The sequence below is a fragment of the Stenotrophomonas sp. NRRL B-14846 genome (assembly GCF_050473585.1).
Classification (GTDB): Bacteria; Pseudomonadota; Gammaproteobacteria; order Xanthomonadales; family Xanthomonadaceae; genus Stenotrophomonas.
The window spans coordinates 3,431,480-3,446,211 of sequence record NZ_JBFLUN010000022.1 but is presented as its reverse complement, the minus strand read 5'-3'; the positions used below and the strand labels follow the sequence as shown (position 1 = coordinate 3,446,211).

General features: G+C 67.7%; 13 protein-coding genes. 5 read left to right on the top strand and 8 right to left on the bottom strand.

Annotated elements, in window-relative coordinates:
* Positions 1-26 precede the first annotated feature (26 nt).
* Positions 27-644 (bottom strand): DUF4126 domain-containing protein, encoded by a 618-nt coding sequence (locus tag AB1281_RS18065; protein WP_430346581.1) that lies wholly within the window; start codon positions 642-644, stop codon positions 27-29.
* A 179-nt stretch (positions 645-823) separates the two neighbouring features.
* Between AB1281_RS18065 and AB1281_RS18060 the strand changes: the two genes are divergently transcribed.
* From AB1281_RS18060 to ampE, 5 genes are all read left to right on the top strand, one after another.
* Complete coding sequence (locus AB1281_RS18060) at positions 824-1,567, top strand: DUF6776 family protein (RefSeq protein ID WP_430346580.1); 744 nt, start codon at positions 824-826, stop codon at positions 1,565-1,567.
* Positions 1,568-1,571: 4 nt separating this feature from the next.
* Entirely contained in the window at positions 1,572-2,036 is a 465-nt protein-coding gene (locus AB1281_RS18055) for a bactofilin family protein (RefSeq protein WP_014038728.1), read from the top strand.
* Between the two features lie 31 nt (positions 2,037-2,067).
* Entirely contained in the window at positions 2,068-2,460 is a 393-nt protein-coding gene (gene erpA / locus AB1281_RS18050; protein ID WP_005419789.1) for an iron-sulfur cluster insertion protein ErpA, read from the top strand.
* Positions 2,461-2,576: 116 nt separating this feature from the next.
* Positions 2,577-3,482 carry an NAD(+) diphosphatase gene (gene nudC, locus AB1281_RS18045; protein WP_430346579.1) on the top strand — a complete coding sequence of 302 codons (906 nt, stop codon included), beginning with the start codon at positions 2,577-2,579 and terminating at the stop codon, positions 3,480-3,482.
* 134 nt (positions 3,483-3,616) lie between these two features.
* Positions 3,617-4,504 carry a regulatory signaling modulator protein AmpE gene (gene ampE / locus AB1281_RS18040; protein ID WP_430346578.1) on the top strand — a complete coding sequence of 296 codons (888 nt, stop codon included), beginning with the start codon at positions 3,617-3,619 and terminating at the stop codon, positions 4,502-4,504.
* Positions 4,505-5,018: 514 nt separating this feature from the next.
* Here the strand turns inward: ampE and AB1281_RS18035 are convergent.
* From AB1281_RS18035 to AB1281_RS18005, 7 genes are all read right to left on the bottom strand, one after another.
* Positions 5,019-5,444, bottom strand: a complete 426-nt coding sequence (locus AB1281_RS18035) for a DUF2752 domain-containing protein (RefSeq protein ID WP_430346577.1) — start codon at positions 5,442-5,444, stop codon at positions 5,019-5,021.
* Between the two features lie 44 nt (positions 5,445-5,488).
* Positions 5,489-5,767: a CD225/dispanin family protein gene (locus tag AB1281_RS18030; protein WP_014648653.1), complete on the bottom strand. Its 279-nt coding sequence runs from the start codon at positions 5,765-5,767 to the stop codon at positions 5,489-5,491.
* Between the two features lie 34 nt (positions 5,768-5,801).
* On the bottom strand, positions 5,802-6,089 hold the full coding sequence (locus AB1281_RS18025; RefSeq protein ID WP_005419784.1) for a CD225/dispanin family protein: 288 nt from the start codon (positions 6,087-6,089) through the stop codon (positions 5,802-5,804).
* A 181-nt stretch (positions 6,090-6,270) separates the two neighbouring features.
* Complete coding sequence (locus AB1281_RS18020; protein WP_430346576.1) at positions 6,271-8,169, bottom strand: MFS transporter; 1,899 nt, start codon at positions 8,167-8,169, stop codon at positions 6,271-6,273.
* A gap of 185 nt (positions 8,170-8,354) precedes the next feature.
* Positions 8,355-9,149, bottom strand: a complete 795-nt coding sequence (locus tag AB1281_RS18015) for an SDR family NAD(P)-dependent oxidoreductase (protein ID WP_430346575.1) — start codon at positions 9,147-9,149, stop codon at positions 8,355-8,357.
* A gap of 142 nt (positions 9,150-9,291) precedes the next feature.
* Complete coding sequence (yccS, locus tag AB1281_RS18010) at positions 9,292-11,469, bottom strand: YccS family putative transporter (RefSeq protein WP_430346574.1); 2,178 nt, start codon at positions 11,467-11,469, stop codon at positions 9,292-9,294.
* 139 nt (positions 11,470-11,608) lie between these two features.
* Positions 11,609-14,731: an efflux RND transporter permease subunit gene (locus AB1281_RS18005; protein WP_014038720.1), complete on the bottom strand. Its 3,123-nt coding sequence runs from the start codon at positions 14,729-14,731 to the stop codon at positions 11,609-11,611.
* Position 14,732: the final 1 nt, after the last annotated feature.

The following is a 14,732-nucleotide window of genomic DNA, read 5'->3' as shown; positions in this document are numbered from 1 at the left end:
CGTCCATTATGCGACAAGCCCGGTGCTCAACCGGTACCGGTGTGCCCCGGCGGCGGTGCCGATGCACCGCGCGCCAGCCAGCGCACGCCCTTCCAGAGTGCGCGCCAGACCAGCCACACCAGCAGTGCGCCGGCCAGGCTGCAGGCCAGCACCACCACCAGCGCGATCCACGGATGCGCCAGGGCCAGCGCCAGTCCGCCGATCACTACGGTGTCTTCGGCGGCGGAGGCGACCCAGTTGCTGGCCGGTTCCGGCGAGGTGTTGAGCAGGGCGCGGGTACCGGCCTTCAGGCCATGGCTGGCCAGGGCGACGCCGGCACCGGCGGCGAGCGCACCGGTGCCCAGCTGGCCATCCGGCGACAGCGTGGCCGCCGCGAGGAATGCGCCGGCGGGTACGCGTGCGAGGGTCTGCACCAGGTCCCAGACCGAGTCCACGCCGGGGATCTTGTCGGCGAAGAACTCGGCAACGGCCAGCGCCGCCGATGTGCCCAGCACCCACCACGATTCAGTGGCCTGCAGGGCGGGCGGCAGGTCGACCCAGCCGAGCAGGCCGGCCAGGCCGACGCCGAACACGGTGAGGTAGACGCGGATGCCGGCCAGCCAGGCCAGCAGGATGCCGATCACGAACAGGTGGGCTTCGGTCATGGCGGTGCTCCGGCGACGGAACTGTGCAGGGGGCCACACTATCGACGATGGCGTGCCTGAACGCCACAGACCGTGGCCGGCCACTGCGCAGGAAACCCACCCGTCCTGTCATACACTAGCCCGTCGTTTGCCACAGGGGCCGTACCGGTGTCGCCCTCGCGATACCCCGGAAACCACCCATGACCAACCGTCCTCCCATGCGCGTGCAGGTCCGCCTGCCCGGCGCGCCGCAACCGCCTGCCGACCGCCGCCGCCTGCTGGTGATCGGCGGCATCTGGCTGCTCAGCCTGGTGCTGGCGGTGCTCGGCGGCTGCTGGATGGCCACGCCGCGCGATGCCCAGGGCCAGCGCCTGCAGGCCGCCGAGAAGCGTGCCGGGACGCTGCAGGCGCAGCTGACCGAACTGCGCCAGAAGCAGGCCACGCTGGAAGCCTCCGACCGCATCAGCCGCGCCGCCAACACCGAGGTGCAATCCTCGCTGGCCGAGCGCGATGAGGAAATCGCCGGCCTGCGCGCCGACGTCGCCTTCTATGAGCGCCTGGTCGGTTCGACCAGCCAGCGCAAGGGCCTGAACACCCACTCGATCGAGTTCAGCCCGGAAGCGGCCGGCACCTGGCAGTACACCGCCGTGCTGACCCAGAACCTCAACCGTGGTGCCATCAGCCAGGGGCAGATGCGCTTCACCGTGGAAGGCGTGAAGAACGGCAAGCTGGCCACGATCAGCTGGGATGATCTGCACCAGCGCAGCAAGGTACCGGGACAGGATTATTCGTTCCGGTACTTCCAGCAGATCACCGGCAGCGTGATGCTGCCGGCTGACTTCACCCCGCAACGCGTGCGGGTGACATTGGGGAGTGGTACGGGGGGTACCACCCAGGTATTCGACTGGAAACAGGCCGGCGCGCCGGCCAGCAAAGGGGAGTAGGCAGATGTTCGGAAGCAGCAAATCCAACCGTGAAGGCCAGCTGGTGGTGGATGCCCTGATCGGCAACCAGGTGGTGATCCGCGGTGATGTGGAATTCAGTGGGGGCCTGTATGTGGAAGGCCGCATCCACGGCAAGGTGATTGCCGCCGAAGGCGCCAGTGGCGCGACCCTGACGGTCGCCGAGCATGGCGTGATCGAGGGTGAGATCCGCGCCCAGGTGGTGGTCATCAGTGGCCGCCTGGACGGCGACGTGCACGCCACCGAGAAGGTCGAGCTGACCCCGAGCGCACGGGTCAATGGCAACGTCCACTACCAGGTGGTGGAGATGAATGCGGGTGCCCAGCTGAACGGCCGCCTGATCCATGCCAGCGCGCCGATGGCGGCCCTGCCAGCGCCGGAAGGCGACGACGCCAATGATGGCAAGGGCGACACCGCTGCACGCCGCAAGCTGGCCGAGGCGATGGCTTGAAAGCCATCGTCGGCACCCCCATGCTGACACCATGAGCACGCTAGTCTCCCTGCCCGGCGCCACCCCGGTTGCCGCGCCCGATTACCAGTCGCTGGAGCGCCCGCTGAACTTCACCGAGTCGGCGGCCGCCAAGGTCAAATCCCTGATCCAGGAAGAGGGCAACCCCGACCTGGCCCTGCGTGTGTACATCGAGGGAGGCGGCTGTTCGGGCTTCCAGTACGGGTTCGAGTTCGACGAGAACCGTGCCGAGGACGACCTGGCGGTACAGACCAGCGGGGTGACCCTGCTGGTCGACCCGCTGAGCCTGCAGTACCTGATGGGCGCCGAGGTGGACTACACCGAGAGCCTGACCGGTGCCCAGTTCGTGATCCGCAACCCGAACGCGAAGACCACCTGCGGCTGCGGCAGCAGCTTCAGCATGTAGTAGATCCACGCCATGCGTGGATGCGTGGTGCCCGCAACCTCGCCCGTGGAGCACACGGGCAAACTGCGCACAGCGCCGACCTTGCCACCCGCATCGATTGGCGGCACGCTTGCCGGATGCCCAATACTCCTTCGCCGCTTTCCGGTTTCGCCTTCGTTGGCGAACCGCTGGAGCGCGCCGATGCCCTGCGCGAAGATGCCGATGCACTGGCGCGCCTGTGGCCGGGTGCGCGCATTCTCGTGCTCGATCATGACGGCAGCGCCTTCACCGGCGATGACGATCAGCCACTGACGCTGACAGGTGCCGACATTGGCGGTGGTCCCGGTGCCGCGATCTTCCTCGGCCTGCGCGGGGAGCAGGCGTGGTTCTCGGTTGAAGCCGCCAACGTCACCATCAGCGCACCACGCCGGCTTGATCTGCGCCAGGCCGCACTGCTGTGGTCGATGGCCGATGCGACCGCTTTCAGCTATGCCCGCGGCATGTCGTACTGGCATTCGCGCACCCGCTTCTGCGGCGTGTGCGGCGGCGCCGTGGCGTTTGCTCGTGGTGGCTTCGTCGGCCGCTGCGGGCAATGCGCCACCGAGCACTATCCGCGTGTCGATCCCGCCGTGATCGTGGCCGTGGAGAACCAGGGCCGGTTGCTGCTGGGCCGGCAGTCGAACTGGGCACCGCGTCGCTACTCGGTGCTGGCCGGCTTCGTCGAACCGGGCGAGACCTTCGAGCAGACCGTGGTGCGCGAAGTCCATGAGGAGAGCAAAGTGCGGGTGACCGCCTGCCAGTACCTCGGTTCGCAGCCGTGGCCGTTCCCCGGCGCGCTGATGGTCGGCTTCCGTGCACAGGCGCAGGATGACCTGCCGACCGTGGATGGCGAGCTGGAGGATGCGCGCTGGTTCAGTGCCGAAGAGGTGGGCGCTGCGTTGGCACGTGATGTCGAGGACGATGGCCAGGGCATCCGCCTGTCGCCGCCGATCTCGATTTCGCGGGGCCTGATCGAACACTGGTACCGCCAGCACAAGGGCTGAGGCCGGCCGGCTGCGGCGCCTGTATTGCCGCCACCTGAACACGGCCCGGGTTACAGTGCGGGTCATCGCGGAGGGCGCCGCTGCGACAGGTAAGGTAGCGGCGCCGAGCGTTCTGTTTCGTAGGGAGACCTGCCATGTTCACCACTCTGGCCGCCGTGCTGGTGGCACTGGCCCTGGGCCATGTTGCCCCGGCCGCTGCCGCCTCGCTGCGCCGTTTCGACGGCTTCCGGCGATGGCTGGGCTGGCTGGACGCGCATGGCGGCAAGGCCTGGCAGGGCGCGGCAGGCGTGGCGCTGGCGCTGTTGCCGCCGTTGCTGCTGATGGGGGTGTTGGCGTGGCTGCTGCGCGGAGTGCTGTTCGGCCTGCCGTCGCTGCTGCTGGGCGTGGCGGTGCTGGCCTGGTGCTGGGGGCCGCGCGACCTGGATCGTGATATCGAAGCGATCATCGATGCGGACGACGCCGCGACGCGGCAGGCCGCCGTGCGCAACCTGCAGGCCGCCGGTGGCAGCCTGCGCGAGGACGTGCCGTCGCTGGTCGAGGCGACCGTGCTCAACGCGCTGCGTCGCTGGTTCGCGGTGCTGTTCTGGTTCCTGCTGCTGGGCCCGGCCGGTGCGCTGGGTTACCGGCTGCTGGCGCTGATGGCGGAGAGCCCGATGCGCGCACGCGTGCCGGTGGAGCCGCTGGCGCTGGCGCAGCGCCTGCTGGGCTGGATCGAGTGGCCGGTGGCGCAGCTGATGGCATTCTCGATGGCGCTGGTGGGCAATTTCGATACGGCGTGGAAGGCTTGGCGCCAGGCCCATGGCGAACGCCTGGCGGGCGGCATCGGTTTCCTCGGCGCGGTGGCGCGGGCCAGTGTCAACGCCGAGCTGCGCGAGGATGCGCACGATTACACCGAGGCCGGGTTGCTGCCGGTGTGGCAGCGGCTGCCGGACCTGCGTGATGCGATGAGCCTGGTGTGGCGGATGCTGCTGCTGTGGCTGGCGATCCTGGCCCTGCTGGTGATTGCAGGCTGGGTGACGTAGTTGTATTGCAGGGCTTGCAGCCCTGCACCTGCAGAAGCAACGGCAACGGCAACGGCAGCTCTGGATTGCTGATGGTTGGGCGGGGCGGTGTGGGGCTGCAGGACACGCCGTAAACCCGTCCTTGGGGGCTCGATGGCGCCATCCATGGCGCCAACGGTCCTGCAGCCCCACACCGCCCCACCCCGACAGTTTCCCGGTGACGGTGGGTGAACTGCGATTGCCGGTAGGTGTCGACCTTGGTCGACACCGTAGATCCACGCCATGCGTGGATGCAGAGCGAAGCGATCCGCTTCCGCTTTTGATCTTCTCTTTCTTTTCCGTGGTGGACGCACACGGAAACTGTCCGTGGCCGGGCGGGATGGGTTTGCGGGGGTGTCCGCGGCATGGATGCCGCGGCCAAGCCTCCACGGACGGATTCACGGCGTCCCCCGCAAACCCATCCCGCCCGGCCAACCCCAGGGCTTCTGCTTTCAAACGCCGCCCACCACGAGGGGCTGCGCCGTTGGCTGGAAACCTAGATCGGTGCCAGTGCGGTGAACGGTGCCCACGGCAGGTTGCGCAGCAGCGCATACCCGGGCAGCACCCAGAGCCAGAACGTGGGATTGGCCAGTACCCGCATCAGCGGGTCGAGCACGCGCGGACGGATGCCGGCGACGTTCAGCAGCATCAGCAGCAGGAAGGGCAGGCTGATGACCAGCAGCGGGTTCATTGCCATCGCGCCGGGCAGGTCGAAATGGACCAGCGAATACAGGCAGCGGGTGCTGCCACAGCCCGGGCAGTACAGGCCGGTCAGCGCGTACAGCGGGCAGCTCGGCAAGGGATTGCCGGCGACATACGGATTGACGTTGCGCAGCACCACCGCGGCACCGGCGGCCAGTCCGGTGGCGGCCAGCAGCGGTGCCCAGCGGGCGAGTCGGGAGCGGGCGGGAAGTGCGGACATTGCAGCAACGGATCCGGCGCGGGCGCCGGATCCGTCCACGCGGATCAGTAGCCGCTGTTGTTCATTGCACCCATGCCGCCGACAGCGACGATCAGGATGCCGTACAGCACGCCGACCACGACGGCGGCGATGGCCGACCAGATGGCCCACTTCTTGGCCTTGGCGGCGGAGTCCTGGGCACCGGCGATGTCGCCAGCGGCCAGCTTGCCGTTGACCTGGGCGGCGTAGACGATCGACACGATGCCGGCCGGCAGGCAGCAGAACAGGGTGCTCAGGATGGCCCAGACCAGATTGTTCGGGACCTGCGGAGTGGCGGTGTTCATGGGTTCAAGCTCCTTGATGGGTGGTGGTGGTGAATCATTGGTCGGAAAGAGCGCCCAGTACGGCCAAGCCGCCGAACAGCCCGAACCACAACAGCAACAGGACCGGCAGGGCCACGGCCGAAGCCACCGCCCACCAGCCCGCCTTGCGCGACGCGCTGTAGGCCCCCGGCAGGTCGCCGGCCGCGCGGCGGCCATCGACCTGGGAGGCATAGACGATCGACACCACGCCCAACGGCAGGCAGCAGAACAGCGTCGTCAGGATCGCCCAGACCAGATGGTTGGGGATGTAGACCGGACGGCTGAGCGGTGGCGGTTGATTCAAAGCGAGACTCCATTCCTTGGTGGCCGGCCATGTTGAAACGGCCGAACCTCCCCCCTGTGGGTGCGTAATCTACCTCAACCCGCGTTGCATGTATGCGTTTACAGCCACGGCATGCCGTGTTCGCCACTGGACGCTGGCGTATGTGGAGAGGTCACCCGGCCCGCCGGACGGGCCGGTTCTGTCAGGCGTGATCACCACGCAGGGCCCGCACCTGGGCCTCCAGCACCGGGGCGCTGGTGGTGTGGCCATCCACGGCCGGTGCCGCCACGACCTCGACCGTGGCGCGGAACCGGCGCGGTACGCGCATGCGGCCGAGGCGGCTGTCGCGGCGGCTCCACATGCTCGACCACATGCCGCGCAGCGCCATCGGCACCACCGGCACCACCGGCACCGGCCGCCGCTCGAGGATCTTCTCGACGCCGGACTTGAACGGCGCCATCTGCCCGTCGCGGGTCAGGGCGCCCTCGGGGAAGATGCAGACCAGTTCGCCTTCGGCCAGCGCGGCGTCGATCTCATCGAACGCGCGCTGCATCAGCGCTGGGTCTTCGCGCGCCCCGGCAATCGGGATCGCCTTGGCGGTCCGGAAGATCCAGCGCATCACCGGGATGTTGAAGATCTTGTAGTACATGACGAAGCGCACCGGGCGCGGGATGGTCGCCGACAGGATCAGCGCGTCCATGTAGCTGACGTGGTTGCAGACCAGCAACGCGGCGCCTTCGTCCGGCACGTTGGCCTCGATGCCATGCGGGCGCAGCCGGTACAGGGTGCGCACCATCAGCCAGCTGAGGAAGCGCATCAGGAATTCGGGGACGATGGTGAAGATGTAGATCGCCACCAGTGCGTTGGCGATGGCCAGCGCCAGGAACTGCTGCGGGATGGTCCAGTGCAGCAGCTTGTGGGCGGCCAGCGACAGCAGCGCCGCAGCGACGATGAAGCCCGAGTTCTGGATGTTCAGTGCGGCGAACACGCGCGACATCTGCGCCTTCGGGGTGCGGCTCTGGATCAGCGCGAACAGTGGCACCACGAAGATGCCGGTGAACAGGCCGATGCCGATCAGGTCGATGACGATGCGGATGCTGCCGGGCTGCTGCAGGAAGGGTCCTATGGTCAGCCCATGGACCGTCGCTTCGCCGCTGCGGGCAAAGTACAGGTCGAGCAGGAATGCGGTCATGCCGAACGCGCCCAGCGGTACCAGGCCGATTTCCACCGTACGGGCCGACAGCTTCTCGCACAGCAGCGAGCCGACGCCGGTGCCGACCGAGAACAGGGCCAGCGCGAAGATGTACAGGGTCGGCTCACCGCCGAGGTTGGTCACCGCGTAGGCCGGCAACTGCGAGGTCAGCACGGTGCCAACGAACCAGAACCAGGACACGCCCAGGATCGAGTTGCGTACGGCTTTCTGCTGGCGCGCCATGCGCAGTACCGCCAGCGATTCCGGCAACGGGTTCCAGTTGATCTTCAGGTTCGGGTCGCCGGCATCGACCTTGGGAATCAGGCGGGCGGCGATGTTGCCGCAGATCGCCAGGGCGATGATCGCGCACGCCGCCACCACCGTGCCGTGGCTGCCGGCCACGGTGAACACCAGGCCGCCGACGATCATGCCGGAGAGGATCGACATCGAGGTGCCCATCTCGACCAGGCCATTGCCACCGGTCAGCTCTTCGGGCCTGAGCACCGACGGCAGCACCGAATACTTCACCGGCCCGAACAGGGTTGACTGCATGCCGGTACAGAACAGTGCGACCAGCAGCACCGGCAGGCTCTGGGTGAGGAAGCCGGTGGCCGCCAGCGACATGATCACGATCTCCATGGTGGTGGTGATCACGATCAGCCGCGATTTTTCCAGCTTGTCGGCGATCTGCCCGGCCAGCGCCGAGAACAGGAAGTACGGCAGGATGAAGATGGCCGGTGCCAACGTGGCATACAGCCCCAGTTCTTCCTCCGGCACGGCCATGAACAGCAACATGCTGATGATCGCCTGCCGGTACACGTTGTCGTTGAACGCACCGAGCGCCTGGACCACGAAGAACGGCAGGAAACGGCGCTGGCGCAGCAGGGCGAACTGGTTGTGACCGGACATGGAACCTCCTTGACCGGCGCAGCCTAGCATTCCTGCCCACCCGTCGGGACCATGGCGGGATGCATCCACGCATGGCGTGGATCTACTGAAGCCCCACGACTGTGGGTGCGGACCTGTGGGTGCGGACCGATGTGGGTGCGGACCGATGTGGGTGCGGACCGTTGGTCCGCACACCTCCAGCCGCCTCAGACGATATCGTCGACCACGCCGCCATCCACGCGCAGCGCGGCACCCGAGGTCGCCGAGGCCTGCGGCGAGGCCAGGTACACCACCATGTTGGCCACTTCTTCGACTGTGGCAGTACGCTGGATCACCGAGGAAGGCCGGTGCGCCATCACGAACTCACGGCCGATCTGCTCCAGCGGCTTGCCGCTGCGCTGGCGTTCATCCTCGAACATCGCCGCGAAACCATCGGAGAGGGTCGGGCCGGGCAGCACCGCGTTGACGGTGACGCCACTGCCGGCCACGCGCTTGGCCAGGCCGCGCGACAACGACAGCTGCGCGGTCTTGCTGACCCCGTAATGGATCATGTCGGCGGGGATGTTGCGCGCCGATTCGGAGGAAATGAACAGCACGCGGCCCCAGCCAGCATCGACCATCGCCGGCAGCAGCGCACGCGACAGGCGCACGCCGGACATCACATTGGTCTGCCAGTAGCGCTCCCAGGTCGCGTCATCGGTCTCGAAGAAGTCCTGTGGGCCGAAGATGCCGGCGTTGTTGACCAGGATGTCGACCTTGGGCAGGCCGGCCAACAGTGCTTCGACACCGGCCGCATCAGAGAGGTCGGCGGCGACGCCGAGCACGTCGGCTCCAGGCACGGTGGCGAGCAGGTGCTGGCGGGCGCGCTCGACGCTGTTGGTGCTGCGGCCATTGAGAATGACGCGCGCGCCTGCGGCGGCCAGGCCCTGGGCGATGGCCAGGCCGATGCCGGCGGTGGAGGCGGTCACCAGCGCGGTGCGGTCGCTGAGTTCGATTTTCATGGCGATGATCCGGAGCGGGGGATTGCCCAGTATCCGCGTGGCCGCGTGATCGAACTGCAGCGCTGGATGCAACGCGCCGTTGCACACGGCGCAGCGGATCCACGCCACGCGCGGATGGCGTGCCTGATTCAGCGGTGAGGGATCAGGTCAGGCTGGTTACCGCTTCATTGGCCGCTGCCCGCACCTTCGGCAGCAGGCGCAGCACCAGCGCCATCTGCGTACGGATCAGCTGCAGTTTCGGCGGCATTGCCTCGTCGATCTGCTCCAGCTCGGCCGCCACCGCGCGGTCGGCGTCGTTGTCATCTTCCGCGACCGGCTGCCGCGCGGTCAGGGCCGAGGCCAGCTGCTGCAGTGCCTTGCGCACGCGCTCACCGGCCGCCAATGCCAGTGGGTCGCCAGCATAGCTGTCCACCTGGTCGCGATGCGCGCCCAGCGCCGACAGATGGCCGAGCAGCGTGTTGGACAGCGCCAGGAAGTGGAAGCCAGCATCCAGATTGCGGCGCACATGGCCGGGTTCACGCAGCATGTTCGACAGTGCGGTGGATAGCGCGGCATCGGCGTTGTGCATGTCGCGCCGCGCGATGCGGTAGGCCAGGTCGTCGCGCATGCCGCTGCGGTACTGGTCCAGCACCGAATCCAGGTAGCGAGCGGCAGTGTCCAGCACGCGTGCCAGGACGAGATGCAGCTGCCGGCCCTGCCAGTCAGGCAGGATCAGGAATGCTGCCGCCGCTGCGATCGCGCAGCCCAGCACGGTGTCGACCATGCGCGGCACGATCAGCACGAAGCCATCGCCGATCAGGTTGAAGCAGGTCAGTGCCATCACCGTGATCGCCGCCGACGCCACCAGGTAGCGGTCGGTGCGGGTGAAGAAGAACAGCAGCGCAGAGAGCAGGGCGATCAGCAGCTGCACGTGCAGCTGCGGGAACAGCTGCAGCAGTGCCCAGGTCAGTACCAGGCCGGCCAAGGTGCCGACAATACGCTGGGCAAGGCGCTGGCGGGTGGCGCCGAAGTTGGGCCGGCACACGAACACGATGGTCAGCAGCACCCACGAACCGTTCTGCGCATTGAACAGGCGGATCGCTGCAAAGCCGGCGATCAGCGCCAGCGCCATGCGCAGGCCATGCCGGAACAGCACCGAGCCGGGCGTGAGCTGCTGGCGGATGCGCACGCCCATCTCGCGCAGGGTGTGTGGGTTGCTGTCGCGCAGGCGGGTATCGACGTTGTCCAGGCTCGCTTCGGAGCGTTCAGCATCCAGCAGGCGCCGTTCGATGCTGCGCAGGTTGTGCACCAGCAGGTCCAACGAGCCCAGCAGGCGCTGCCATTGCGGCCGCTGCTGGTCGCGCAGGTAGGCCAGCGCATCGGCCAGGTCGCGCCCGGCCTGCTGGTTGCTTTCGCCGTATACGAACGGACGGCGCAGGCGGATCGCTTCGCCCAGGCGGGCACAGGCCTGGCCCTGCAGGTCGAGCAGGCGCTGGCAGCGGTACAGCACATCGCTGTGGAAGAACGCGTCCACCAGCGCGCCATACGGGTAGTGCGAGGAACTGGCACGCTCGTGGAAATCCTGCGCCATGTAGTACAGGCGCAGGTAAAGGCCGGAGTTCACCCCGGGGCGTCCGGAGCGGCCGAAGCGGGCCAGGATCGCGGTCTTGGCTTCGTTCAGTGCACCGACCACGCGGCGGTTCTGTTCGGCCAGGTCGAGCTGGCGACGTTGCAGGTCGGCTTCGCGCACCGGTTCGAACAGCGCGGCCTTCAGCTGCAGGTAGCGGCCCAGTTCCTGGTAGAGCCGTGCCACGCGCTCACGTACCGGCCGGTTGGCGAACAGCGCGGTCCACAGGATCGACAGCAGGCCGTACCAGACTGCGCCGGCCAGCAGGTGGCTGACCGCTTCCAGCGCGCTGTGCAGGTCGCTGGCACCGTGCTGTTCCAGGCCGATCATGGTGTAGATCGCCAGGGTCACCGTGGCCTGGGCAATGGACGCATAGCGCTCGCCGAGCGCACCGAGCAGGGTCAGGCCGAAGGTGGACAGCGCCAGCGCGCCGATGAAGATCCACGGCCACGGGAACAGCCAGATCACCGAGGCCGCAGCAATGCAGAAGCACAGCAGCGACAGCGCCACGGCCTTGGTCCGGCCCCACCAGTTGTCGTCGGTCTCAGCGATGGCGCTGGCGATGATGCCCAGGAACACACCGGGCAGGGCGGTCAGCGCATCGAACTGCCAGCACACGGCAACGGCCGTGGCCAGCGCGATGAACACGCGCAGGCCGTAGCTGGCCTTCTCGTGGGCCCAGAGGCGGCTGAGGCGGGATTGTCGGGCGGGCATGCAGGCTCGGTGGAAGGATCTGCCACCATTATTGCGGGGCGCGCGTGAAATATGGAGGGCGGACCACCACGGTAGTGCCGGCCGCTGGCCGGCAGATTCGTTGTACGGAGGAAGCCGGCCAGCGGCCGGCTCTACCGAGCTAGGCCCGCTGCGCGCGCTTGAGCAGCTTCGCCTCGCGCCTGCGTGCGCGGCGTGCCCGCCAGCGTTCGGCCAGGCACGAGAAGATCACGTACAGCGCCGGCGTGCTGAGCAGGGTCAGGCTCTGCGAGAACAGCAGGCCGCCGATCATCGCGATGCCCAGCGGTCGGCGCAGTTCGGACCCTTCACCCAGGCCGATCGCCAGCGGCACCGCCGCCAGGATGGCCACCATCGTGGTCATCATGATCGGGCGGAAGCGCACGATGCTGGCCTCGCGCGCAGCGTCGCGCGGTGCCAGCCCATGCTCGCGCTGCGCCACCAGCGCGAAGTCGATCATCATGATCGCGTTCTTCTTGACGATGCCGATCAGCAGTACCAGCGCGATCATCGAGATCACCGACAGCTCGGTGTTGGTGCCGAACAGCGCCAGCAGCGCACCGACGCCCGCCGCCGGCAGCGTGGACAGGATGGTGACCGGGTGGATCAGGCTCTCGTAGAGCATGCCCAGCACCAGGTACACGGTCAGGATCGCGGCCAGCACCAGGATCAGCATGTCGCTGGGATCGGAATTGAAGCCGAAGCCCGCATCGTCGGCCAGGCGGATGTCGCCGGGCATGCGCATGCCGGCAACGGTGGCATCGATGATCGCCTTGGCCTCACCCATGCTCACGTTCGGAGCCAGGTTGTAGCTGAGGTCCATCGTCGTGTACTGGTTTTCGTGGGTGATCTGCGACGGCGCCAGGCCGGGCATCTGCGTGGCCACCGCGGTGATCGGTACCATGTCGCCGTTGCGCGCACGCACGTACACCTCATCCAGCGCCGCCGGGGTGGCGGTCTGCGAGGGCAGTGCATTGACCACCACGCTGTACTGGTTGATGTCCGAATAGATGGTGGAGATCTGGCGCTGGCCGAACGCACCGTACAGCGCGCCATCGATGGCACCCACGGTGATGCCCAGGCGCGCGGCCTTGGCGCGGTCGATCTGGATGTTCTGGCGCAGCCCGGCATTGTCCACGTCGGTGCCGACGTCGCGCAGCTTCGGGTTCTTCTTCAGTTCCGCCTGCAGCTTGGGCAGCCATTCCTGCAGTGCGGCCAGGTCGTTGCCCTGCAGGGAAATGCGGTACTGCGCGCCCTGGCTGGAACCGCCGCCATCGTTGCTGGGCAGGTCCTGGATCGCGCGCAGGCGCAGCTGCAGGTCCGGGTAGCGGTCGGCCTTGGCACTGAGTCGCGCCAACGCATGTGCGGTGGTTTCGCGGCGGCCGTCGCTGCGCGACTTCAGCTCGATGTTGAACTGTGCGCTGGAGCCCTGGCGGCCGCTGCCCAGGCGCACACCCACGGTCTTCACGGCCGGGTCGGCCATCAGCATGTCGGTGATGCGGCGCTGGCGGGCGACCATGTCCTCGAAGGACACCGTGGCGCTGGAGTTGGCGCGGCCCCAGATCAGGCCGGTGTCCTGCGGCGGGAACGCACCCTTCTTCACCGCCCCGAACAGGAACACGGTGACGCCGATCAGGATCAACGGGGTCAGCGACATCAGCAGCGCGTGGCGCAGCGAGAAGTCGAGGAACACGGTGTAGATGCGCAGCATGCGCTCGTGGCCTGCATCCAGCCAGCGACCGAAGCGCGACGGCGGCGCGCTGTGGTCGTGCGCACTGAGGAAGCGGCTGCACAGCGCCGGGGTCAGCGTCAGCGAGACGATCATCGAGACCACGATGGCCGCGACCAGGGTGACGGTGAACTCGCGGAAGAACGCGCCCATCATGCCGCTGGCGAACAGCAGCGGGATGAACACCGCCACCAGCGAGGCAGTGATCGAGACGATGGTGAAGCCGATCTCGCGGGCACCGGTCAGCGCCGCCTGCATGCGCGGCATGCCCTCGTCGAGGTGGCGCATGATGTTCTCGATCACCACGATCGCATCGTCGACCACGAAGCCGATCGCGATCACCAGCGCCAGCAGGCTCAGGTTGTTCAGGGTGAAGCCCATCACGTACATCACCAGCGCGGCGCCGGCCAGCGACAGCGGCACGGTCACTGCGGCGATCAGCGTCGGTGCCAGCCGGCGCAGGAACAGCGCCATGGTCAGCACCACCATCGCCAGGCTGATCAGCAGGGTGATCTGTACTTCATGCAGCGACGAACGGATGGTCGGCGTACGGTCGAAGTACGGCGTCATCGTGGTGCCCGGCTGCAGGTAGTCGCGCAGGGTCGGGATCTGTGCCTTGACCCGGTCCACGGTCTCCACGATGTTGGCGCCGGCACGGGTGAACACGTACATCACCACCGCCGGTTTGTGGTCGAACCACGCGGCCTGGTAGGCATCCTGCTGGCCGTCGTAGACGTTGGCGATGTCCTTCAGGCGGATCACCCGGCCGTCGCCCTGGGTCTTGACCACCAGGTCGGCGAAGTCGGCGGCACGCGCGACCGAGTCGTTGGCGATGATCGCAGTGGTGGTGTTGCCATCGCTGAGGAAGCCGGTGGGCGAGGTCACGTTGGCCGCGCGCACGGCGTTGCGCAGGTCATCGGCGGTCAGGCCCAGCGCGTTCATCAGGCGCAGGTTGACGTCCACGCGCACCGCCGGCGTCGAAGCGCCAGCGATGTCGACCGAAGCAACGCCGCTGATCTGGCGGATGCGCTGCGCCAGCAGCGAATCGGCGACGTTGTACAGCTCGTCGGCCGACTGCGTCTGCGAGGTCAGCGCGATGGCGATCACCGGGTCGTCGTTCGGGTTCGCCTTCTGGTACATCGGCGAGCCCATGCCCGAGGGCAGGTCGGCCTGTGCCGAGTTGATCGCGGTCTGTACGTCCAGCGCCGCCGAATCGATGTTGTGGCCGCTCTGGAAGATCATGAACACCAGCGAGCTGCCTTCCGAGCTCGACGAGCGCATGCGGTCGATGCCCGGCAGCTGGCCGAGATGGCGTTCCAGCGGCGCGGTGACCGTGGAGGCCATGGTCGCCGCGTCGGCGCCGGACTGGCTGGCATGCACGAAGATCACCGGGATCTCGATGTTCGGCAATGCCGACACGCCCAGCCGCAGGTAGCAGATCAGGCCGACCATGAACAGGCCGATGGCCAGCAGCGCGGTGCCGATCGGGCGGCGGATGAAGGGGCCGGACAGGTTCATC